The organism is Lactococcus garvieae (genome assembly GCF_016027715.1).
GTDB classification, from domain to species: domain Bacteria; phylum Bacillota; class Bacilli; order Lactobacillales; family Streptococcaceae; genus Lactococcus; species Lactococcus garvieae_A.
This window is the reverse complement of sequence record NZ_CP065691.1, coordinates 1,502,349-1,517,836: the sequence shown is the minus strand read 5'-3', so window position 1 is coordinate 1,517,836 and position 15,488 is coordinate 1,502,349. Positions and strand designations below refer to the sequence as shown.

Here is a 15,488-nt window from a genome sequence, read left to right as displayed (position 1 = left end):
TTTAAGGAAATAGAATGAATAATTTATTAGCAACTACATTTTCAGCTATCATCACAGCTGAGGGTGATCAATTTTACTTTTTGCAAAAGGATGACAATGTCATTCGTCTCGCAAAATCAGAAGGAGAACATCAAGTCGGAGATATCGTGACTGGTTTTGCCTATATGGACAAATCGGACAAGATGTGTATGACTACACAAGAGCCCAATGCAACTCGTGAAAAATTTGGTTGGGGTACAGTAACCGATGTCCGCCGTGACTTGGGTGCCTTTGTTGATATTGGCTTAGCTGGAAAGGATATTGTCGTTTCTCTTGATGATCTTCCTCTGCCGGAAGACAAAAATCAGTGGCCTAAAAAAGGCGACAAGCTTTTTGTTAAGATTGTTGTTGATGCGAAGGATCGTCTTTGGGGTAAATTAGCTTGGCACCAGGACTTCTGGGAAATGTCAGGTCCTGCCTATGACAATATGAAAAACCAAGACTTACGCGCTATTGTTTACCGTAATAAAGAAACAGGAGCTTTTGTCTACCTTCCAGACAATAACATGCTTGGTTTTATCCATCCTAGTGAATCTTTTGGTACATTACGCATTGGTCAAGAACTTCAGGTTCGTGTTATTGGTTTCCGTGATCAAGACCGTAGCTTGAATCTTAGTGCCAAACCACGTGCTTATGAAATGCTGGATGCAGATGCGCAGATGATTCTTGCTTATCTTGACAGCATGGGCGGCAAGATGCCTTTTAATGATAAATCTACACCAGATGAGATTAAAGCAACTTTTGGCATTTCCAAAGGACAATTTAAAAAAGCACTTGGTGGTTTGATGAAAAATAAAAAAATCAAACAAGGGCCAGAAGGCACAGAACTGCTTTAAGCGTTAAAGAAAATAACAAAAAAGTTGGAGATTATTCCAACTTTTTTTGTGTTTTTTTACTCTTTTAAGTTTCTTCTATAAGCGGACTAACTTCAAACTGGTTACTGTCTGACAAATCTCTGAACCAGTGGGCAGATTTTTTTAAGGTTTTAACTTGAGTGTGGATATTAGTTGAAATCAGACCATAACGGTTACGATAAGCATTCAGCCAACTCCAACAATCAATAGGGGTCCATAGGTGGTATCCTAAACAGTTACTGCCTTCTAGCATCGCCTTATTCAGCCAATAGAGATGTTCCTTAATAAATTGAATACGATAATCATCTTCAATAATCCCATCACTATTCATATATCTCTCTTCATTTGAAACGCCCATTCCATTCTCGGAAATAAACCAGTCAATATTTCCATAATTTTCTTGAATATCTTTGGCGATATCATAGATTGCTTGAGGATAGATTTCCCAACCTTTATCGACATTCATGCGGCAAGAAGGGAGCACAAATTCCTGCCAAAATTTATTAGGCATAAAATCTACAGCCAAAGAATTAGCAGAGTATTTCGGCCGTTGGACACGATTAGGATGATAAAAATTAATGCCTAACAAATCAACTTTGTTTTCACGAATAATTTTTAATTCTTCTTCATCCGAGTTCCAGAGCGCATTTTCTTTTTGTAGAATATCAATCAATTCTTGAGGAAATTCACCTTTAACAGAAGCGTCCATATAGAGACGATTTAACCATAAGTCAGCAATATGACTTGCCTGAAGATCTTCGGGCTCTTGAGTGGAAGGGTATGGGGGCGTGAGGTTGAGAATAATCCCAATCTTTCCGTCTAAATTGAGCGCACGGTATTTAGCTATAGCTTTACTTGAAGCTAATTGTAAATTATAAGCCACTTGAACAGCCGTGTGCCCATCAATTTTATTCGGATAATGGAATTGGAAGAGGTAGCCTCCTTCAACAACTACCAAAGGTTCGTTATGGGTGAACCAATATTGGATACGATCACCAAAGCATTCAAAAGCTTTTTCGGCAAAACCAGCATAGAGGTTAACAACTTTTTTTGACTCCCAGCCTCCATACTTATGATACAGCTCCACAGGTAAGTCAAAATGATGAAGATTAATCATTGGAGTGATACCTTGGGTGATGAATTCATCAATGACAGCATTATAAAAGTTTACAGCATCTTGATTTACAGTATTTTTTTCTAAATCATCGATAAAACGACTCCATTGGATAGAGGTACGAACCGTTTTTAATCCAGCTTCTTTCATTAGGCGGATATCATTTTTAAAATCATTGTAAAAATTACTTGCTGTGTCGGGGCCTTGGTGTTGGTAAAATTTTTCAGGCTGTATTTCATAAAAATAATCAAACATGTTAGCATGCTGTTTATTAAAGCGTCCTTCAGATTGAGGGCCACTTGTGGCGGCGCCCCACCAGAAGTTCTCGGGGAATTTAATTTGCATTTGTTTTTCCTTTATATTTTTTTAAAGAGCTTCAGTATGGTCAATAACTTTCAAAAATGGAAGCCAGATTAAACCAATCACGATAAATTGTACGAGTTGAAGTAAAGAACCCATAATCGAATTTGTTGCTAAAAATCCTGAGAGGAAGATGGGCATCGTCCACGGAACTTGAGCACCAGTAGTGAGCGGTACGAGACCAGAGGCAAAGCCAAAGTAGGCAATGATAACTGAAACAACAGGAGCGAGTAGCCAAGGGATAAAGATGGTGGCATTCATGACTATAGGAAGACCGAAAATAACTGGTTCATTGACATTGAAGATACCAGGAGCGAGTCCTAAACGTCCAATACTCTTGTATTGTTTATGCTTTACTAAAAAGGCCATGATTAAGACAACGACTAAAGTAGAGCCAGAACCACCTAAACTTACGGTAAATGTATCCATAAATGATTTTGTCACTATATGACCATTTTCAGCTAAAGCCGAAGCACCTTGCTGGGTTAGAGCAGCATTGTCTAACATATTTGTTTGCCAGAAAGGTTCAAAGACGGAGTTAACGATGATTTGGCCGTGGAGACCAAAGAACCATAAAAATTGAACAAGGAAGACCGCTATGATTGTTGCGGGAAGACCAGTACCTAAACCTGTCAGAGGTTTTTGAATGACATTATAAATGACATCATGAAGATTTGTGGTAAAAGCGCCTACCATAAGGGCATTAATAAGCAGGAAGACAAGTAATGTACCTAAAGCAGGGATAAGTGAGGCAAATGATTTTGCAACAGCAGGCGGCACCCCATCAGGCATTTTTAAGGTATAGCCCTTTTTAGTGAGAGCGGTAAAGATTTTTGCTGCCAGAAAAGCGGCTAAAATACCTAAGAACATCCCCTTGGCTCCAAGGCGATCCAAGGTAAGAAGTCCAGTCCCTTCAATGGTTGTGGCACCGTCAGCGGATGTAATCAATGCCGCAAATGGTGTCAATATTAAGAAAGAAGCTAAAGATACAACGCCACTGAAGATGGCTTCAACTTGTTCGGACTTGGCCCAATAATAACCAATGGCGAGGGTGACAAAAATTGTCATGATCGACATTGTTGCACTTTGGCCATTTCCAAAAAGATTGGCTAAGTGTCCTTTCATGGCGTCCGACCAGAAAGGCAAATTATTGAAGACGACAATCAGTGAGCCAAACATTGTGAGCGGAAAACTGACCATAAAGGCATCACGTAAAACAGTGAGATACTTATTTTGACCCAAGCGAGAAGCTACAGGTAAAACTTTCTCTGATAGCAGAACCATAAATTTGTTCATGAAAAAACTCTCCTTAAATATTATAAGGAGAGTATAACACAAGTGAGAATTTATTTCAAACTAAATATATAAAATGGAATAAATTCCTAAAAATTAAGATAATAGGCTGCTAAAATTTCTGATAAAACGATGAAAGCAAAGCGATTATCCAGTTGGTAAATGTCTGTTTTAGAAAAGTCGGTTACATTCGAGGGAAGAAGCACAACCTCAGTTGCCAGTTTTTTGAACTTGGAATTTCTATTCATAGTGATGAGTACAATTTTTGCACCCGTCTCTTTCGCTTGTTCAAAGATTTCTTCATAAAGTTCTGCATTTCCAGAAACGGTAAAAATAATAAGCAGCGTATCTTCATCAAGTACACGAGAAAGATAAAATATCTTTGTTCGGCTTGTTATCGCTTCGACATATTTATCTTGGTATAAAAGAGAATAGACGAATTGCTCAGCAGCCAGCCCTGAGCTACCAATACCTAAAACCCTTGTCGTTTTTGCGCCTTGGATGAGTTGGGCAATATTGGCGAGCTGCTTTTCGGATAAACAAGTGCTAATTAAGTTGAGACGTTCTTTATAGTCGTCAATAATTGATTCAGAGAGAATTTTTTCTTTGGTACTTTCTACCAGTTCTGTTTTTTCATTCTTGTAATTTTCTAAAGAATTTTTTAAATCAGGCAACCCACGATAACGCAGTTTTTTAACCACACGCATGATGGCTGAAGGAGAAACTTCAAGATCTTTAGCAGCTTCTTGTATCGCGCGATTGATAAGCACTTCAGGCTTTCTCATCAACTCCCCTGTAATTTTACGATCTGTTTTTGTTAATTCGGTATAATGAATAGACACTCTTTCCTTAAATGACATATTATTCCTCTCTTTACTTACAGAAGTATCCGTGTTTTTTGTAAGTCAACTCTAAATTAATATAAGAGTTCTATAACTAGTAGTGTACTAAAAATATTATAAGATGACAATTAAAGCTAAAAGAGAGCGATAAAAGAGAAGAATAAGTGCATGATAGTGAGAGTTTTGTTATAATATTTTCAACTAAGAAGAATGGGGTGAAGAGGATGAGTAAAGAAAGAGCGATATTTGCTGGCGGCTGTTTTTGGTGTATGGTGCAACCTTTTGAAGAACAAGCAGGGATTTTAGCAGTGACAAGTGGCTATACAGGCGGTCATGTAGATAACCCAACCTATGAACAGGTATGTAGTCATCAGACAGGACATACTGAAGCCGTTGAGATCATTTTTGATAATGAAGAAATAAGTTATAAGGACTTGGTTGAACTTTATTGGGAGCAAACAGATCCTACAGATATGTTTGGGCAATTTGAAGATCGTGGAGATAACTATCGCCCTGTGATTTTCTATACGAATGATGCACAAAGAAAGATTGCGGAAGCCTCTAAAGCAGAGCTCCAAGAATCAGGACGTTTTGATCAACCTATAGTTACGACAATAGAGGCTGCCCAAAAATTCTGGCCTGCTGAAGATTACCATCAGGAGTTTTATAAAAAAGATCCGATGCGTTATGCATTATCTAGTCGTACACGTCATGAATTTTTGGAGGAAAACTGGAAGTGAGACAGCCTTTTTATACATACCTAATGCGTCACAGATCACCCGTCGAAGTTGATGATGTAACACGTTTGGCTAATCTAGCTTTTGCAGACACACAATTTCCAAAACAATCGAAAGACTTTGATGAAGTTTCCACGTATTTGGAAACCTATGCCCCTTTTTACTTTAACTTGGGACTTTTTGATGAAATCTGGGCTTCATACTTGGAAGCTTAAAAAATGGAGGAAAATATATGAAAATGGCACACACTTGTTACCGCGTGAAAGACTTAGAAGCATCAATCAAGTTTTATCAAGAAGCTTTTGGTTTTGAAGAAAAACGACGTCGTGACTTTTTGGAATATGAATTTACTTTAGTTTATTTGACACTGCCAGGTGACGACTATGAATTAGAGTTGACTTATAACTATAATCACGATGCTTATGATCTAGGAGATGGCTATGGACATATTGCCATTTCAGTTGATAACTTAGAAGAACTACATACACAACAAAAGAAAGCTGGGTTTGAAGTTACAGAGCTTAAGGGACTTCCAAATTCAGAGACACGTTATTACTTCATTATTGACCCAGATGGTTATAAAGTCGAAGTAATCGCGGAGTAAAATAGAATGCAAAAAGACTGAATTATTTCGGTCTTTTTTTTATTTTCCCTGAATATAGCAGGAATATTTTTCGAGTTTACATGATTTCTGATTTTCATGAAAACTGAAGGAAGAGGAAAAATGATAAGAGAATTCTTGTGTTAGACTGTTTGATATTGAAGAAAGATACATTATGAAAATCAAAAAATCATTAGCGTATCAAACTTCGTATGGAGAACTAGAACGCCTGATAATCAGCGGGTGCCTAACAAGAGGTATAAGGTAGGAAGGCGGTTATTATCGTTACACATGTTCCAGCAGTTGTTGCAACTTGTGATGAGGCAATCGAAATATAGAAACTTGACAAATAAAGGCATATTTGGTAGAATATTTAAGTATGTTTTTTGCATACAGGCGTGGAAGATAGAATGGTCTATCATCATACCACATCACGAAAACAAAATAATAAGGAGAAATTTATCGTGGCTAAACAAGTAGAAAAACTCGTTAAATTGCAAATCCCTGCCGGTAAAGCAACACCAGCTCCACCAGTTGGTCCAGCTTTGGGTCAAGCAGGTATCAACATCATGGGATTCACTAAAGAATTCAACGCGCGTACAGCTGACCAAGCTGGTATGCTCATCCCAGTTGTAATCTCAGTATATGAAGACAAATCATTTACATTCATTACAAAAACTCCTCCAGCAGCAGTTCTTTTGAAAAAAGCAGCTAAAGTTGAAAAAGGTTCAGGTGAACCTAACAAAGTTAAAGTTGCAACTGTAACAAAAGCACAAGTTGAAGAAATTGCAAACACTAAGATGGCTGACCTTAACGCTGGTTCACTTGAAGCAGCAATGTCAATGATCGAAGGTACTGCGAAATCTATGGGATTTGTAGTAGAAGGTTAATTTTAAATTAATCGTCGCTCATATTCCACACAAGTGGAAGGCTGTTATAATAACAGACAACCGATATTACCACAAGGAGAAATATAGAAATGGCTAAAAAAAGCAAATCAATGCGCGCTGCTATCGAAAAAGTAGACGCAACTAAACTTTACAGCGTTGAAGAAGCAGTAGCACTCGCTAAAGAAGCTTCAATCGCAAAATTTGATGCATCTGTAGAAGTTGCATACAACCTTAACATCGATACTAAAAAATCTGACCAACAAATCCGTGGAGCAATGGTATTGCCAAACGGTACTGGTAAAACTGCTCGTGTTCTTGTTTTCGCTCGTGGCGAAAAAGCTAAAGAAGCAGAAGCAGCTGGTGCAGATTTCGTAGGTGCTGACGAACTCGTTACTAAAATCAACGGTGGTTGGTTGGACTTCGACGTTGTTATCGCAACACCTGACATGATGGCAGTTGTAGGTCGTCTTGGACGTGTCCTCGGCCCACGTAACCTCATGCCAAACCCTAAAACTGGTACTGTTACAATGGACGTAACTAAAGCTATTGAAGAATCAAAAGCTGGTAAAGTTAACTACCGTGCTGATAAAGCGGGTAACATCCACGTACCAATCGGTAAAGTTTCATTCGACAACGAAAAACTTATCGAAAACTTCAAAGCGATCAATGCCGTAGTTGTTGCTGCTAAACCAGCTACAGCTAAAGGTACATACATCACTAACCTTTCAGTTACTACAACTATGGGTGCTGGTGTTAAAGTTGATACAACAAGCTTCTAAGTTAAAAAATAAAAATCTCCTTAGGGAGATTTTTTTGTTTCCCATAAAAAGGAAGATATTATGTAAGAAATATTAGAGTAATATTTGGTAATTTTAATTAGAAAATGCGCCTTCTTCATGTTATAATAGTGTCATGAAACAAATATTGTGGTTTATTGCCTTAATAGCAATGGTTTGGACAATTATTTTTATTGGGACGATTCTGGAATTTCCGATGTGGGGGTTACAAATAATTTCAGTTATGTTACTTTTTGCGAGCTTCACGCTCATAAAAAAATATGGAAGACATGCGTGGTCGTATTTGCTCGCTATGGATGTTGTATTGGCCCTTCTTCTTTTTATCCTGTATTCCTCACGTTATTTCTTAACTTATTTTCAACATGGAAGTGGCACGACAGAACTTTTAATAGTTACAGGCTCATTTGTAATATCTCAGGTTGTAGGGATTTTCTGGGGAAGACAGTTTTATATAGATGAACATAAAAAGTAGTGATTTATTTATCACTACTTTTTTCTGAAAGCTTTTCTAAAATTTCATTGATTTTATCAATTTTAGGTTGGGCTGTAGTTTGAAATTCACTGACCTTTTTTTGAATTTCTTGACCAGTAAGTTCAGCCTTTTTTGCCTCAATCTGTACTTTTTCGAGATTGACCTTTACCTCATCTATCTCTTTTTTAAGATTGGAAAACATTTCTGTTATATCCTTAATAAAATCTTTCATAGAATTTCCTCCGCAATGGCACGTAAGTCATAAGTATGTTCAGTGAAACGCGCATAGAAACCATCATCTTCAGTATAGCGTGGGATGAGATGGACATGAGTATGAAAAACAGTTTGCCCTGCAATTTCTTCATTGTTTTGTAGAATATTCATACCCTTTGCTCCTAGTGAGTCGACGAGTTTATTGGCGATTTCTGGAATTTTAGCAAAAAGTTGAGAAGCTTCCTCGGGTGCCATCGCCATCAGATTTCGGGTATGTTTTTTTGGAAGAACAAGAGTGTGCCCCTTTGTGGTCTGAGTAATATCGAGAAAGGCAAGTACGTTATCGTCTTCATAGATTTTAGTGCTTGGAATTTCACCCGCAATTATTTTACAAAAAATACAATTATCCATAAGAAATCTCCCTGTTTGTGTATAGTATTCATATAAAAGATGAATCTACTTGGTTATAAGTAAATTATAACAGATTCTTTTAATTTTGCTTAGTATGACTGGTTAAAGGAAGCTATTAAAGTAAGAAGATGACTTTAAGGCAGATAATTCGTTTTTCCTAAATAAAATTGATATTATCAAAGTAAGAAAACAAGGATAAGGAGTAGACATCATGAAAAATTTTATAAATAAACTGTTACTTTTAGTTTTATTTTTAGGAAACACTTTAAACATCAGCCCACTTGTGCATGCGGCTACGAGCACCAGTGCGGTACAGTTTGTTGATAATGTAACTCTGGCAACGAGTAATGGACCAATAACCTCAAACAAAATAAGTGACGCTTCACTGGTGAATTCGACTTATACCTTGAATATCCCCAATGGAGAGGTACTTGATACTTCTCAGCCCTATACCATGCCTCTCCCCCAGAATTAAAACCGACATCAAGTGCACCGATACAGCTGACAAAACCGGATGGGACTTTATTAGGAGAAGTGACTGTCCAAAATAATGTTATTAGTATAATGTTTGAACCGGTCATCAATAGCTTATCTAATCGGGTATTATACTTCAACTTTTGGTCAGCTTTTAATAAAGACACTTTAAACTATGAAGTAGGAAATAATTTAATTTTTCCTACAAAGACTAATCCCAATAACAGTATTCACGTGAACTTCTCTAAAAGTAGTTCTGGAGAAGGATCTGGGACAAGTGCTGTGGCTAAAACACTGCGATATGAGGCTAATAATATAGTCACGTGGACGGTCACGATTAATAATGGTGGTTATAGTGTAGCAAATGCCAACTTTTTTGATACGATGAGCAATACGCAAGACTACGTTCCAGGTTCCACAACCATCCATTATCGAAACTATAAAAATACGGTCATTAGATCAGAAACAACTGATCTAGCTTTCTATACTAACTCTGACGGCAGCAAGTCGACTTCCCTGAATTTTGGGCGCTTGTATGGAGACGCTGAAGCATCACTGACGGAAACAAACTCCATTGTCATTCATTATCAGACCAAAATGACTTTTAACCCCCTGAATAACAAGTATCCCAACCATGCTTCCACTTATGACGGAGATACGTTTATTGATAGCGTAGTCTCCACAGCAACCTATCATGGGCAAGGCGGTGGCGGAACAGGCGATCCTGCCGGCGATGTTACCGTTAAATACGTAGACGAGTCCGGCAATAAACTCTCAGACGATGTCGTCCTCACCGGTAATATAGGTCAAAACTATAATTCAGAACAAAAAACAATCGACGGCTATACTTTTAAAGAAGTACAGGGCAACCCTACAGGAAGCTTTACTGACCAAGCACAAACCGTTACTTATGTGTATACCAAAACTCCAGCCGGGAATGTCACTGTCAACTACGTGGACGAGTCCGGCAATAAACTCTCAGACGATGTTGTCCTCACCGGTAATGTAGGCGAAAACTATAACTCAGAACAAAAAATAATCGACGGCTATACTTTTAAAGAAGTACAGGGCAACCCTACAGGAAGCTTTACTGACCAAGCACAAACCGTTACTTATGTGTACACTAAAACTCCAGCCGGGAACGTCATTGTCAGCTACGTGGACGAGTCCGGCAATAAACTCTCAGACGATGTCGTCCTCACCGGTAATATAGGCGAAAACTATAATTCAGAACAAAAAACAATCGACGGCTATACTTTTAAAGAGGTACAGGGCAACCCTACAGGAAGCTTTACTGACCAAGAACAAGTCGTGACTTACGTTTATTCAAAAGTGCCAGTAAAAGCGGGCGATGTGACGGTTAAACACACGGATGAAGAAGGCAATAAGATAGCAGAAGACACGGTTCTTACCGGGAATATAGGAGACCGTTATACAATAAAAGAGAAAGACATACCAGGATATACTGTGAAAGAAGTTCGAGGAAATCTGTCTGGAGTCTTTACAGAGAAGGAACAAGAAATAAGCTATATATATGCCGAAGATAAAGTATTTCAACTTCCTGCCACAGGCGATGACAGTGGGAAATTTTTGAGTATTATCGGGCTCATCTTACTTGTGATGGTTGGTGGCATAATCTACTTCGTAAGAAAATTTAAGAAAAATGATGTGGAAAAGTAATTAAGGCCCATTTTTAAATATTAGGAAAATCAAATATATGTTATAATAATTTCTAACAAATTATGCCCATAATAAAGGAGAAGGACATTGATGGAAGCCTATATTTTTGATTTTGATGGAACTTTAGCTAATTCTGGAAGCACGGGGATATTAGCAACCCAATCAGCATTTAAAGATTTTAATTTGGATGCTCCGACAGAGGATATGATTGATTACTATACAGGTATCCCCATCGAGGAGTCCTTTAAAAAAATGACGCCAGGCTATACTTTTAAGGAAGAAGAATTTGAAGCTTTATTAGTAGCATTTAGGGAACACTACAAGGTGTATGAACAAGAAAATTTAACTCTATTTCCGAAAATAAAAGAAGTCCTTCAAGAACTAAAATCTTTAGGTAAGAAGTTATATGTTGTCTCAAGTAAGCACTCCACTGCCTTAAAGAGAAATCTAGAGTTTCTCGATATTGCTCAATACTTTGAAGGAGTTATTGGTTCCGATCAAGTAGAAAACTATAAGCCTGCTCCAGATGGTGTTTTATATATCCTCGAAAAATATAAGCTTAATCCACACAAAACGATAATGATAGGAGATGCGTCCTTTGATCTCCAGATGGGCAAGGCTGCAGGTGTTAAGACTTGTGCTGTGACGTGGGGAGCGCATAGTATGGAGGAGCTCTCTGCTCAACATCCAGATGTGATGGTTGACCACGTAGAAGAGTTACTCAACGTGTAACTCCTTTAAAAAAGAAGGAAGAACTTTCCAGTATAAAATTATTCTTTTTTAGAACCAAGTTTGGAAGTGTGGGGACTTTATGATTTATAAAAAGTATGGTAGAGTTTTTAAAATATTACGTTTACAGCATAGACTGTCGTTGAGAGATTTTGAAAGAATCGGTGTCTCAAGATCCACCTTATCTTCCTTTGAAAATGGAAAATCGCTTATTTCCTTTGATAAATTAGACCTTGCTTTGCAAGAGATGCATACTACCTTTAGGTCTTATATGCTGATGTTGAACAATGATGAAGAAGACGACTGGATCAACCAGTTTAAAAAAATCGAAAAAGCTTACTTTAGTAATGACTTTTCCGTCTTAGAAGAAATTTATTCCGAGAATATTAAGTATAATTTTGAAGAGAATCAAGTGATTGCTCTTTCAGCAAAAGCTTGTTACGGTAGTCTTTCTAAGGATGAAATCAGTTATATAGAAGAGAAGTTAAGTAGCTACCATGTTTGGCACAGTTATGAAATGTATATCTTAGTGAATACCTTGGAGGAGATAGATCCTCAGCTCCTTTATGATATTATCAGAAAGATACTTTCACAAAATAAACCCTATCTCAAAGAAATAACGGAATTTAGAAATCTTTTGATTCGGTTGGTTATTAGAACAACTCTTTCGATGATAAGACAAGGCTATAAAGAATACTCTGAGGAACTCATCAAAGAACTCGATGGACTCAGGATAGTCTTTGATACATATATTAGGATATCCTCGCTTTTTGTCAAGGGGTGCTGGATTTATCAGTTTGACAGTAAAGTGGCAGGTAAAAAACTTATTAGTCGTGCGCTTAAGATATTATCAGAGATAGATGCTTTAGAGTTAAGGGGTGTTTTTCAAAGAAACTTTGAGAAAGTAAGTCAGTGACAGCGATCAGCTACGCTCAACCGCTGTAATAATAGACAAATGCCCTCTAGAAGGGAAAACAAAAAGGTTAGTCAAACAGACTAATCTTTTTGTTTTTATAAGGTTCGAAAAAGAGTTTATGGCAGTAGAGCAGAGCAAAAGCAAGTTCGATATGATAAAATTGTTTTATAACAAATTTGAATAGAAGTGGAGATATTAACTTGGCTCTTAAAATAAGTAATTTGACTGGAGGTTATTTTGGGCATCCAGTCCTGAACGATGTAAATTTTGATATAGCAGATGGAGAGCTGGTTGGGCTTATAGGTCTGAATGGTGCAGGAAAATCAACGACCATCCAAGAAATAATGGGTCTCCTCACGCCCTACTCAGGACAAATTGAATTAGACGGCATTACATTACAAGAAGACTTGGAAGGCTACCGTAAAAAAATAGGCTTTATCCCTGAAACACCAAGCCTCTATGAAGAACTGACATTGCGTGAGCATATCGAAGTAACGGCACTGGCTTATGGTGTCTCCATGGAAGAAGCGATGCCCCGTGCTGAAAAGCTCTTGAAAACTTTCCGCTTGGAAGATAAGTTAGACTGGTTTCCTGTCAACTTTTCAAAAGGGATGAAGCAAAAAGTCATGATTATTTGTGCTTTTTTGACCAACCCAAGCCTTTACATTATTGATGAGCCGTTTTTAGGGTTAGACCCCTTAGCTATTCAAGACTTAATAACACTTATGCTTTCGATGCGTGATGCAGGAGCATCTATTCTGATGAGTACACATATCTTGTCAACAGCTGAAAAATTCTGTGATAAGTTTGTCATTCTCCATGAAGGCCAAGTCCTTATCGCAGGTACCATGGAAGATTTGCGTGCCAAGTTTGGCAAGGAAGATGCCAGCTTGGATGAAATCTATCTCGAATTGACGAAAGGTGTAACTATTCATGAATAGCCTATTTGAAGAACGCCGCAAAGTCTATTATCGGCAAAATCTCAAATATCTACGCTATGTCTTTAATGATCATTTTGTACTCTTTTTGATGATTTTGCTCGGTGCTTTGGCCGTACAGTACGCACAATTTTTACAAGTACATAGTTTGTCTGTGGCTGAAAAAGTGGGCCTCGTCCTTCTAGTCTCAGCTTTAAGTCAAGCCTTTGGAAGATTAGCTACTTTTGTGGAGCCAGCAGATAAAGTTTTTCTACTCCCACAAGAAGTCGCTATTCGTAAAGTCCTATGGATGTCGTGCCTTCGCTCCCTTATCTTTCCAGCAGCCATTAGCTTTATCTTAGTGGGGGTTGTCGCTCCTCTTTTGCGATGGTCTTTACTATACTTAGTGCTTTGGTTCATCCTACTGGTGATTCTGAAAGCTCTAGGACTGACTTTCCGTTTGCGTCAGATGATGCCGAGTGGGATTATTGCTTGGGAAAGTTTAATTGCTTATGAGGAAAATCGTAAAACAAATACCTTGCGATTCTTTGCACTCTTTACCAATGTTAAGGGACTAAAAACACAAAGCCGTCGTCGCAAGTACTTAGACTTTCTTTTGCCAAAAACGCTCCGTACTTACGAGTACCTCTTTAGTCGCTCTTTTCTTCGCTCAGGAGACTACTTATCTCTGACTTTACGCTTGGTTTTACTGGCTGTTTTGTCTTTGATTTTTATCGATAATTCTATCGTTGCGGTTATTTTGGCAGCTGTATTCAACTACCTGTTGCTCTTTCAACTTTTTGCCCTGCAAGAATCTTTTGATTATCAACTTTTGACAAGGATTTACCCACTCCGTCAGTCCTCAAAATTTTCAGCTCTGACCAGTGTCCTCTCACGCGTGATGTTGGCAGCTACAGCTGTCGAGTTTGTCTTTGGTTTAATCTTTTTGCAGGCAAGACTTTATCTTGCTCTTGTGTTACTTGTGAACTTTTTCCTCGTGAAATTTTATATAAAGTATCGCTTGAAAGTAAAATAAAAAAACAGCTTAGGCTGTTTTTTTTTATTTTGAAATAATTTTTGTACCATGAACAAAGGAAGTTCCCGTTAAAGAAGCATACTCTTCATAGTTGTCCACAGTTACGCCGCCACCAAGGATGATAGAGATTCGGCCTTGGGCGTATTTCACAAGGTCTGCGATTTTAGCTGTGTTGAGTGGTTTATCGAGGCTATCTCCGTGCATGAGTATCTTTTCAACACCCGCTTCGACTAAGATATCAAGTGCTTCCTGCTGATCTTCGATTTCATCAAAGGCCATGTGAAAGGTTACGGGAAGGCCTTGTGATGCGACCATGAGAGTTTCGAGCGCTTCAGTGTCAATCTTATTATCCTCAGTTAAAGCACCGAAGACCAAGTTCTGAGCCCCTGCTTCGATCGCTTTCAAGATATCATTTTCCATAATCTTTAGCTCATAAGAATTATAGACAAAATTACCGCCACGTGGACGAATAATAACAGCCAAAGTGGTTTTTCTATCCCCGATAAATTCCGCAGCTTGCTGAATAACCCCGTAGCTTGGAGTAGTTCCTCCAACAGCAAGGTTGTCACAAAGTTCGATGCGTTCTACACCTGCAGCAACACCTTGAGGGATTTCAGTAAAGTTCTCGACACAAAGTTCACGAATAATCATATGAGTTATTTTTCCTTTTCTGGCTTTTTCTACATTATAACAAAATTACTGTTCCAACTCTAGATTGACCTCCCTCCCTACAGCAGCTTGGGAATAACAGGTCGTCAAAAGGATTGGCCTGTTGTTCTTTTCTTTTTCATATAAAGTTATTATTTATACTATATTACTAGCGTAATCTATATGAAATCATTTTAACCTTAGAGAAATAAATGTTAAAATATTATGAGAGAGATTCTTAGTTTATTTTAAAAGACTTGACGGGGTAAAAGTGATGACTTATAATCGGCCAGCACAGCACAGCACAGCACAGCACAGCACAGCACAGCACAGCACAGCACAGCACAGCACAGCACAGCACAGCACAGCACAGCACAGCACAGCACAGCACAGCACAGCACAGCACAGCACAGCACAGCACAGCACAAGCGGTAGACACCCGCCTCTTTTTACTTGCACCCAAAC

19 protein-coding genes are annotated in these 15,488 nt (G+C 38.2%); 13 read left to right on the top strand and 6 right to left on the bottom strand.

What is annotated here, in order from left to right; translation table 11 throughout:
* Positions 1-14: 14 nt before the first annotated feature.
* Positions 15-875: a S1 RNA-binding domain-containing protein gene (locus tag I6G50_RS07605; protein ID WP_197908412.1), complete on the top strand. Its 861-nt coding sequence runs from the start codon at positions 15-17 to the stop codon at positions 873-875.
* Positions 876-939: 64 nt separating this feature from the next.
* Here the strand turns inward: I6G50_RS07605 and I6G50_RS07600 are convergent, their stop codons facing one another.
* The 3 genes from I6G50_RS07600 to I6G50_RS07590 form a co-directional block, all read right to left on the bottom strand.
* Positions 940-2,352 carry a glycoside hydrolase family 1 protein gene (locus I6G50_RS07600; protein WP_197908411.1) on the bottom strand — a complete coding sequence of 471 codons (1,413 nt, stop codon included), beginning with the start codon at positions 2,350-2,352 and terminating at the stop codon, positions 940-942.
* A 21-nt stretch (positions 2,353-2,373) separates the two neighbouring features.
* A complete protein-coding gene (gene celB / locus I6G50_RS07595) occupies positions 2,374-3,663 on the bottom strand; it encodes a PTS cellobiose transporter subunit IIC (protein ID WP_197908410.1) in 1,290 nt (429 codons plus the stop codon).
* A gap of 86 nt (positions 3,664-3,749) precedes the next feature.
* Positions 3,750-4,520 carry a MurR/RpiR family transcriptional regulator gene (locus tag I6G50_RS07590; protein WP_003134775.1) on the bottom strand — a complete coding sequence of 257 codons (771 nt, stop codon included), beginning with the start codon at positions 4,518-4,520 and terminating at the stop codon, positions 3,750-3,752.
* A 206-nt stretch (positions 4,521-4,726) separates the two neighbouring features.
* Here I6G50_RS07590 and msrA point away from each other — a divergent pair, with 206 nt between their 5' ends.
* The 6 genes from msrA (at position 4,727) to I6G50_RS07560 (ending at position 7,999) form a co-directional block, all read left to right on the top strand.
* Positions 4,727-5,242, top strand: a complete 516-nt coding sequence (msrA, locus tag I6G50_RS07585) for a peptide-methionine (S)-S-oxide reductase MsrA (protein WP_081168003.1) — start codon at positions 4,727-4,729, stop codon at positions 5,240-5,242.
* 23 nt (positions 5,243-5,265) lie between these two features.
* Positions 5,266-5,454 (top strand): YozE family protein, encoded by a 189-nt coding sequence (locus I6G50_RS07580; RefSeq protein ID WP_003134773.1) that lies wholly within the window; start codon positions 5,266-5,268, stop codon positions 5,452-5,454.
* Between the two features lie 17 nt (positions 5,455-5,471).
* A complete protein-coding gene (locus I6G50_RS07575) occupies positions 5,472-5,843 on the top strand; it encodes a VOC family protein (protein ID WP_081168000.1) in 372 nt (123 codons plus the stop codon).
* Between the two features lie 461 nt (positions 5,844-6,304).
* Entirely contained in the window at positions 6,305-6,730 is a 426-nt protein-coding gene (rplK, locus tag I6G50_RS07570; RefSeq protein WP_003133340.1) for a 50S ribosomal protein L11, read from the top strand.
* A gap of 89 nt (positions 6,731-6,819) precedes the next feature.
* The gene (rplA, locus tag I6G50_RS07565; protein WP_003133341.1) at positions 6,820-7,509 is read left to right on the top strand and encodes a 50S ribosomal protein L1; all 690 of its coding nucleotides are present in this window, start codon (positions 6,820-6,822) and stop codon (positions 7,507-7,509) included.
* 133 nt (positions 7,510-7,642) lie between these two features.
* The gene (locus tag I6G50_RS07560) at positions 7,643-7,999 is read left to right on the top strand and encodes a hypothetical protein (protein WP_197908409.1); all 357 of its coding nucleotides are present in this window, start codon (positions 7,643-7,645) and stop codon (positions 7,997-7,999) included.
* 4 nt (positions 8,000-8,003) lie between these two features.
* Here the strand turns inward: I6G50_RS07560 and I6G50_RS07555 are convergent, their stop codons facing one another.
* Positions 8,004-8,231: a hypothetical protein gene (locus I6G50_RS07555; protein ID WP_003134768.1), complete on the bottom strand. Its 228-nt coding sequence runs from the start codon at positions 8,229-8,231 to the stop codon at positions 8,004-8,006.
* Positions 8,228-8,623 (bottom strand): HIT family protein, encoded by a 396-nt coding sequence (locus I6G50_RS07550; RefSeq protein WP_003134767.1) that lies wholly within the window; start codon positions 8,621-8,623, stop codon positions 8,228-8,230. Before I6G50_RS07550 ends, I6G50_RS07555 begins: the two co-directional genes overlap by 4 nt.
* A gap of 211 nt (positions 8,624-8,834) precedes the next feature.
* Between I6G50_RS07550 and I6G50_RS10535 the strand changes: the two genes are divergently transcribed.
* From I6G50_RS10535 to I6G50_RS07525, 6 genes are all read left to right on the top strand, one after another.
* The gene (locus I6G50_RS10535; RefSeq protein ID WP_232252347.1) at positions 8,835-9,098 is read left to right on the top strand and encodes a hypothetical protein; all 264 of its coding nucleotides are present in this window, start codon (positions 8,835-8,837) and stop codon (positions 9,096-9,098) included.
* A 59-nt stretch (positions 9,099-9,157) separates the two neighbouring features.
* Positions 9,158-10,777 carry a MucBP domain-containing protein gene (locus tag I6G50_RS07545; protein ID WP_232252346.1) on the top strand — a complete coding sequence of 540 codons (1,620 nt, stop codon included), beginning with the start codon at positions 9,158-9,160 and terminating at the stop codon, positions 10,775-10,777.
* Between the two features lie 90 nt (positions 10,778-10,867).
* Positions 10,868-11,509 (top strand): HAD family hydrolase, encoded by a 642-nt coding sequence (locus tag I6G50_RS07540; RefSeq protein ID WP_197908408.1) that lies wholly within the window; start codon positions 10,868-10,870, stop codon positions 11,507-11,509.
* Positions 11,510-11,588: 79 nt separating this feature from the next.
* The gene (locus I6G50_RS07535) at positions 11,589-12,422 is read left to right on the top strand and encodes an Rgg/GadR/MutR family transcriptional regulator (RefSeq protein ID WP_197908407.1); all 834 of its coding nucleotides are present in this window, start codon (positions 11,589-11,591) and stop codon (positions 12,420-12,422) included.
* Positions 12,423-12,622: 200 nt separating this feature from the next.
* On the top strand, positions 12,623-13,363 hold the full coding sequence (locus I6G50_RS07530; protein ID WP_420028279.1) for an ABC transporter ATP-binding protein: 741 nt from the start codon (positions 12,623-12,625) through the stop codon (positions 13,361-13,363).
* Positions 13,356-14,375 carry an ABC transporter permease gene (locus I6G50_RS07525; RefSeq protein WP_197908406.1) on the top strand — a complete coding sequence of 340 codons (1,020 nt, stop codon included), beginning with the start codon at positions 13,356-13,358 and terminating at the stop codon, positions 14,373-14,375. The genes I6G50_RS07530 and I6G50_RS07525 overlap by 8 nt, the downstream gene beginning before the upstream one ends.
* 24 nt (positions 14,376-14,399) lie before the next feature.
* Here I6G50_RS07525 and I6G50_RS07520 read toward each other — a convergent pair whose 3' ends face one another.
* A complete protein-coding gene (locus I6G50_RS07520; RefSeq protein ID WP_003136935.1) occupies positions 14,400-15,026 on the bottom strand; it encodes a copper homeostasis protein CutC in 627 nt (208 codons plus the stop codon).
* Between the last annotated feature and the right edge of the window lie 462 nt (positions 15,027-15,488).

What these genes read in the sequence shown, in the direction of transcription:
- I6G50_RS07605 (WP_197908412.1), top strand. Translation starts at nt 15, where the DNA reads ATGAATAATTTATTAGCAACTACATTTTCAGCTATCATCACAGCTGAG.
- I6G50_RS07600 (WP_197908411.1), bottom strand. Translation starts at nt 2,352, where the DNA reads ATGCAAATTAAATTCCCCGAGAACTTCTGGTGGGGCGCCGCCACAAGT.
- celB (WP_197908410.1), bottom strand. Translation starts at nt 3,663, where the DNA reads ATGAACAAATTTATGGTTCTGCTATCAGAGAAAGTTTTACCTGTAGCT.
- I6G50_RS07590 (WP_003134775.1), bottom strand. Translation starts at nt 4,520, where the DNA reads ATGTCATTTAAGGAAAGAGTGTCTATTCATTATACCGAATTAACAAAA.
- msrA (WP_081168003.1), top strand. Translation starts at nt 4,727, where the DNA reads ATGAGTAAAGAAAGAGCGATATTTGCTGGCGGCTGTTTTTGGTGTATG.
- I6G50_RS07580 (WP_003134773.1), top strand. Translation starts at nt 5,266, where the DNA reads ATGCGTCACAGATCACCCGTCGAAGTTGATGATGTAACACGTTTGGCT.
- I6G50_RS07575 (WP_081168000.1), top strand. Translation starts at nt 5,472, where the DNA reads ATGAAAATGGCACACACTTGTTACCGCGTGAAAGACTTAGAAGCATCA.
- rplA (WP_003133341.1), top strand. Translation starts at nt 6,820, where the DNA reads ATGGCTAAAAAAAGCAAATCAATGCGCGCTGCTATCGAAAAAGTAGAC.
- I6G50_RS07560 (WP_197908409.1), top strand. Translation starts at nt 7,643, where the DNA reads ATGAAACAAATATTGTGGTTTATTGCCTTAATAGCAATGGTTTGGACA.
- I6G50_RS07555 (WP_003134768.1), bottom strand. Translation starts at nt 8,231, where the DNA reads ATGAAAGATTTTATTAAGGATATAACAGAAATGTTTTCCAATCTTAAA.
- I6G50_RS07550 (WP_003134767.1), bottom strand. Translation starts at nt 8,623, where the DNA reads ATGGATAATTGTATTTTTTGTAAAATAATTGCGGGTGAAATTCCAAGC.
- I6G50_RS10535 (WP_232252347.1), top strand. Translation starts at nt 8,835, where the DNA reads ATGAAAAATTTTATAAATAAACTGTTACTTTTAGTTTTATTTTTAGGA.
- I6G50_RS07540 (WP_197908408.1), top strand. Translation starts at nt 10,868, where the DNA reads ATGGAAGCCTATATTTTTGATTTTGATGGAACTTTAGCTAATTCTGGA.
- I6G50_RS07535 (WP_197908407.1), top strand. Translation starts at nt 11,589, where the DNA reads ATGATTTATAAAAAGTATGGTAGAGTTTTTAAAATATTACGTTTACAG.
- I6G50_RS07525 (WP_197908406.1), top strand. Translation starts at nt 13,356, where the DNA reads ATGAATAGCCTATTTGAAGAACGCCGCAAAGTCTATTATCGGCAAAAT.
- I6G50_RS07520 (WP_003136935.1), bottom strand. Translation starts at nt 15,026, where the DNA reads ATGATTATTCGTGAACTTTGTGTCGAGAACTTTACTGAAATCCCTCAA.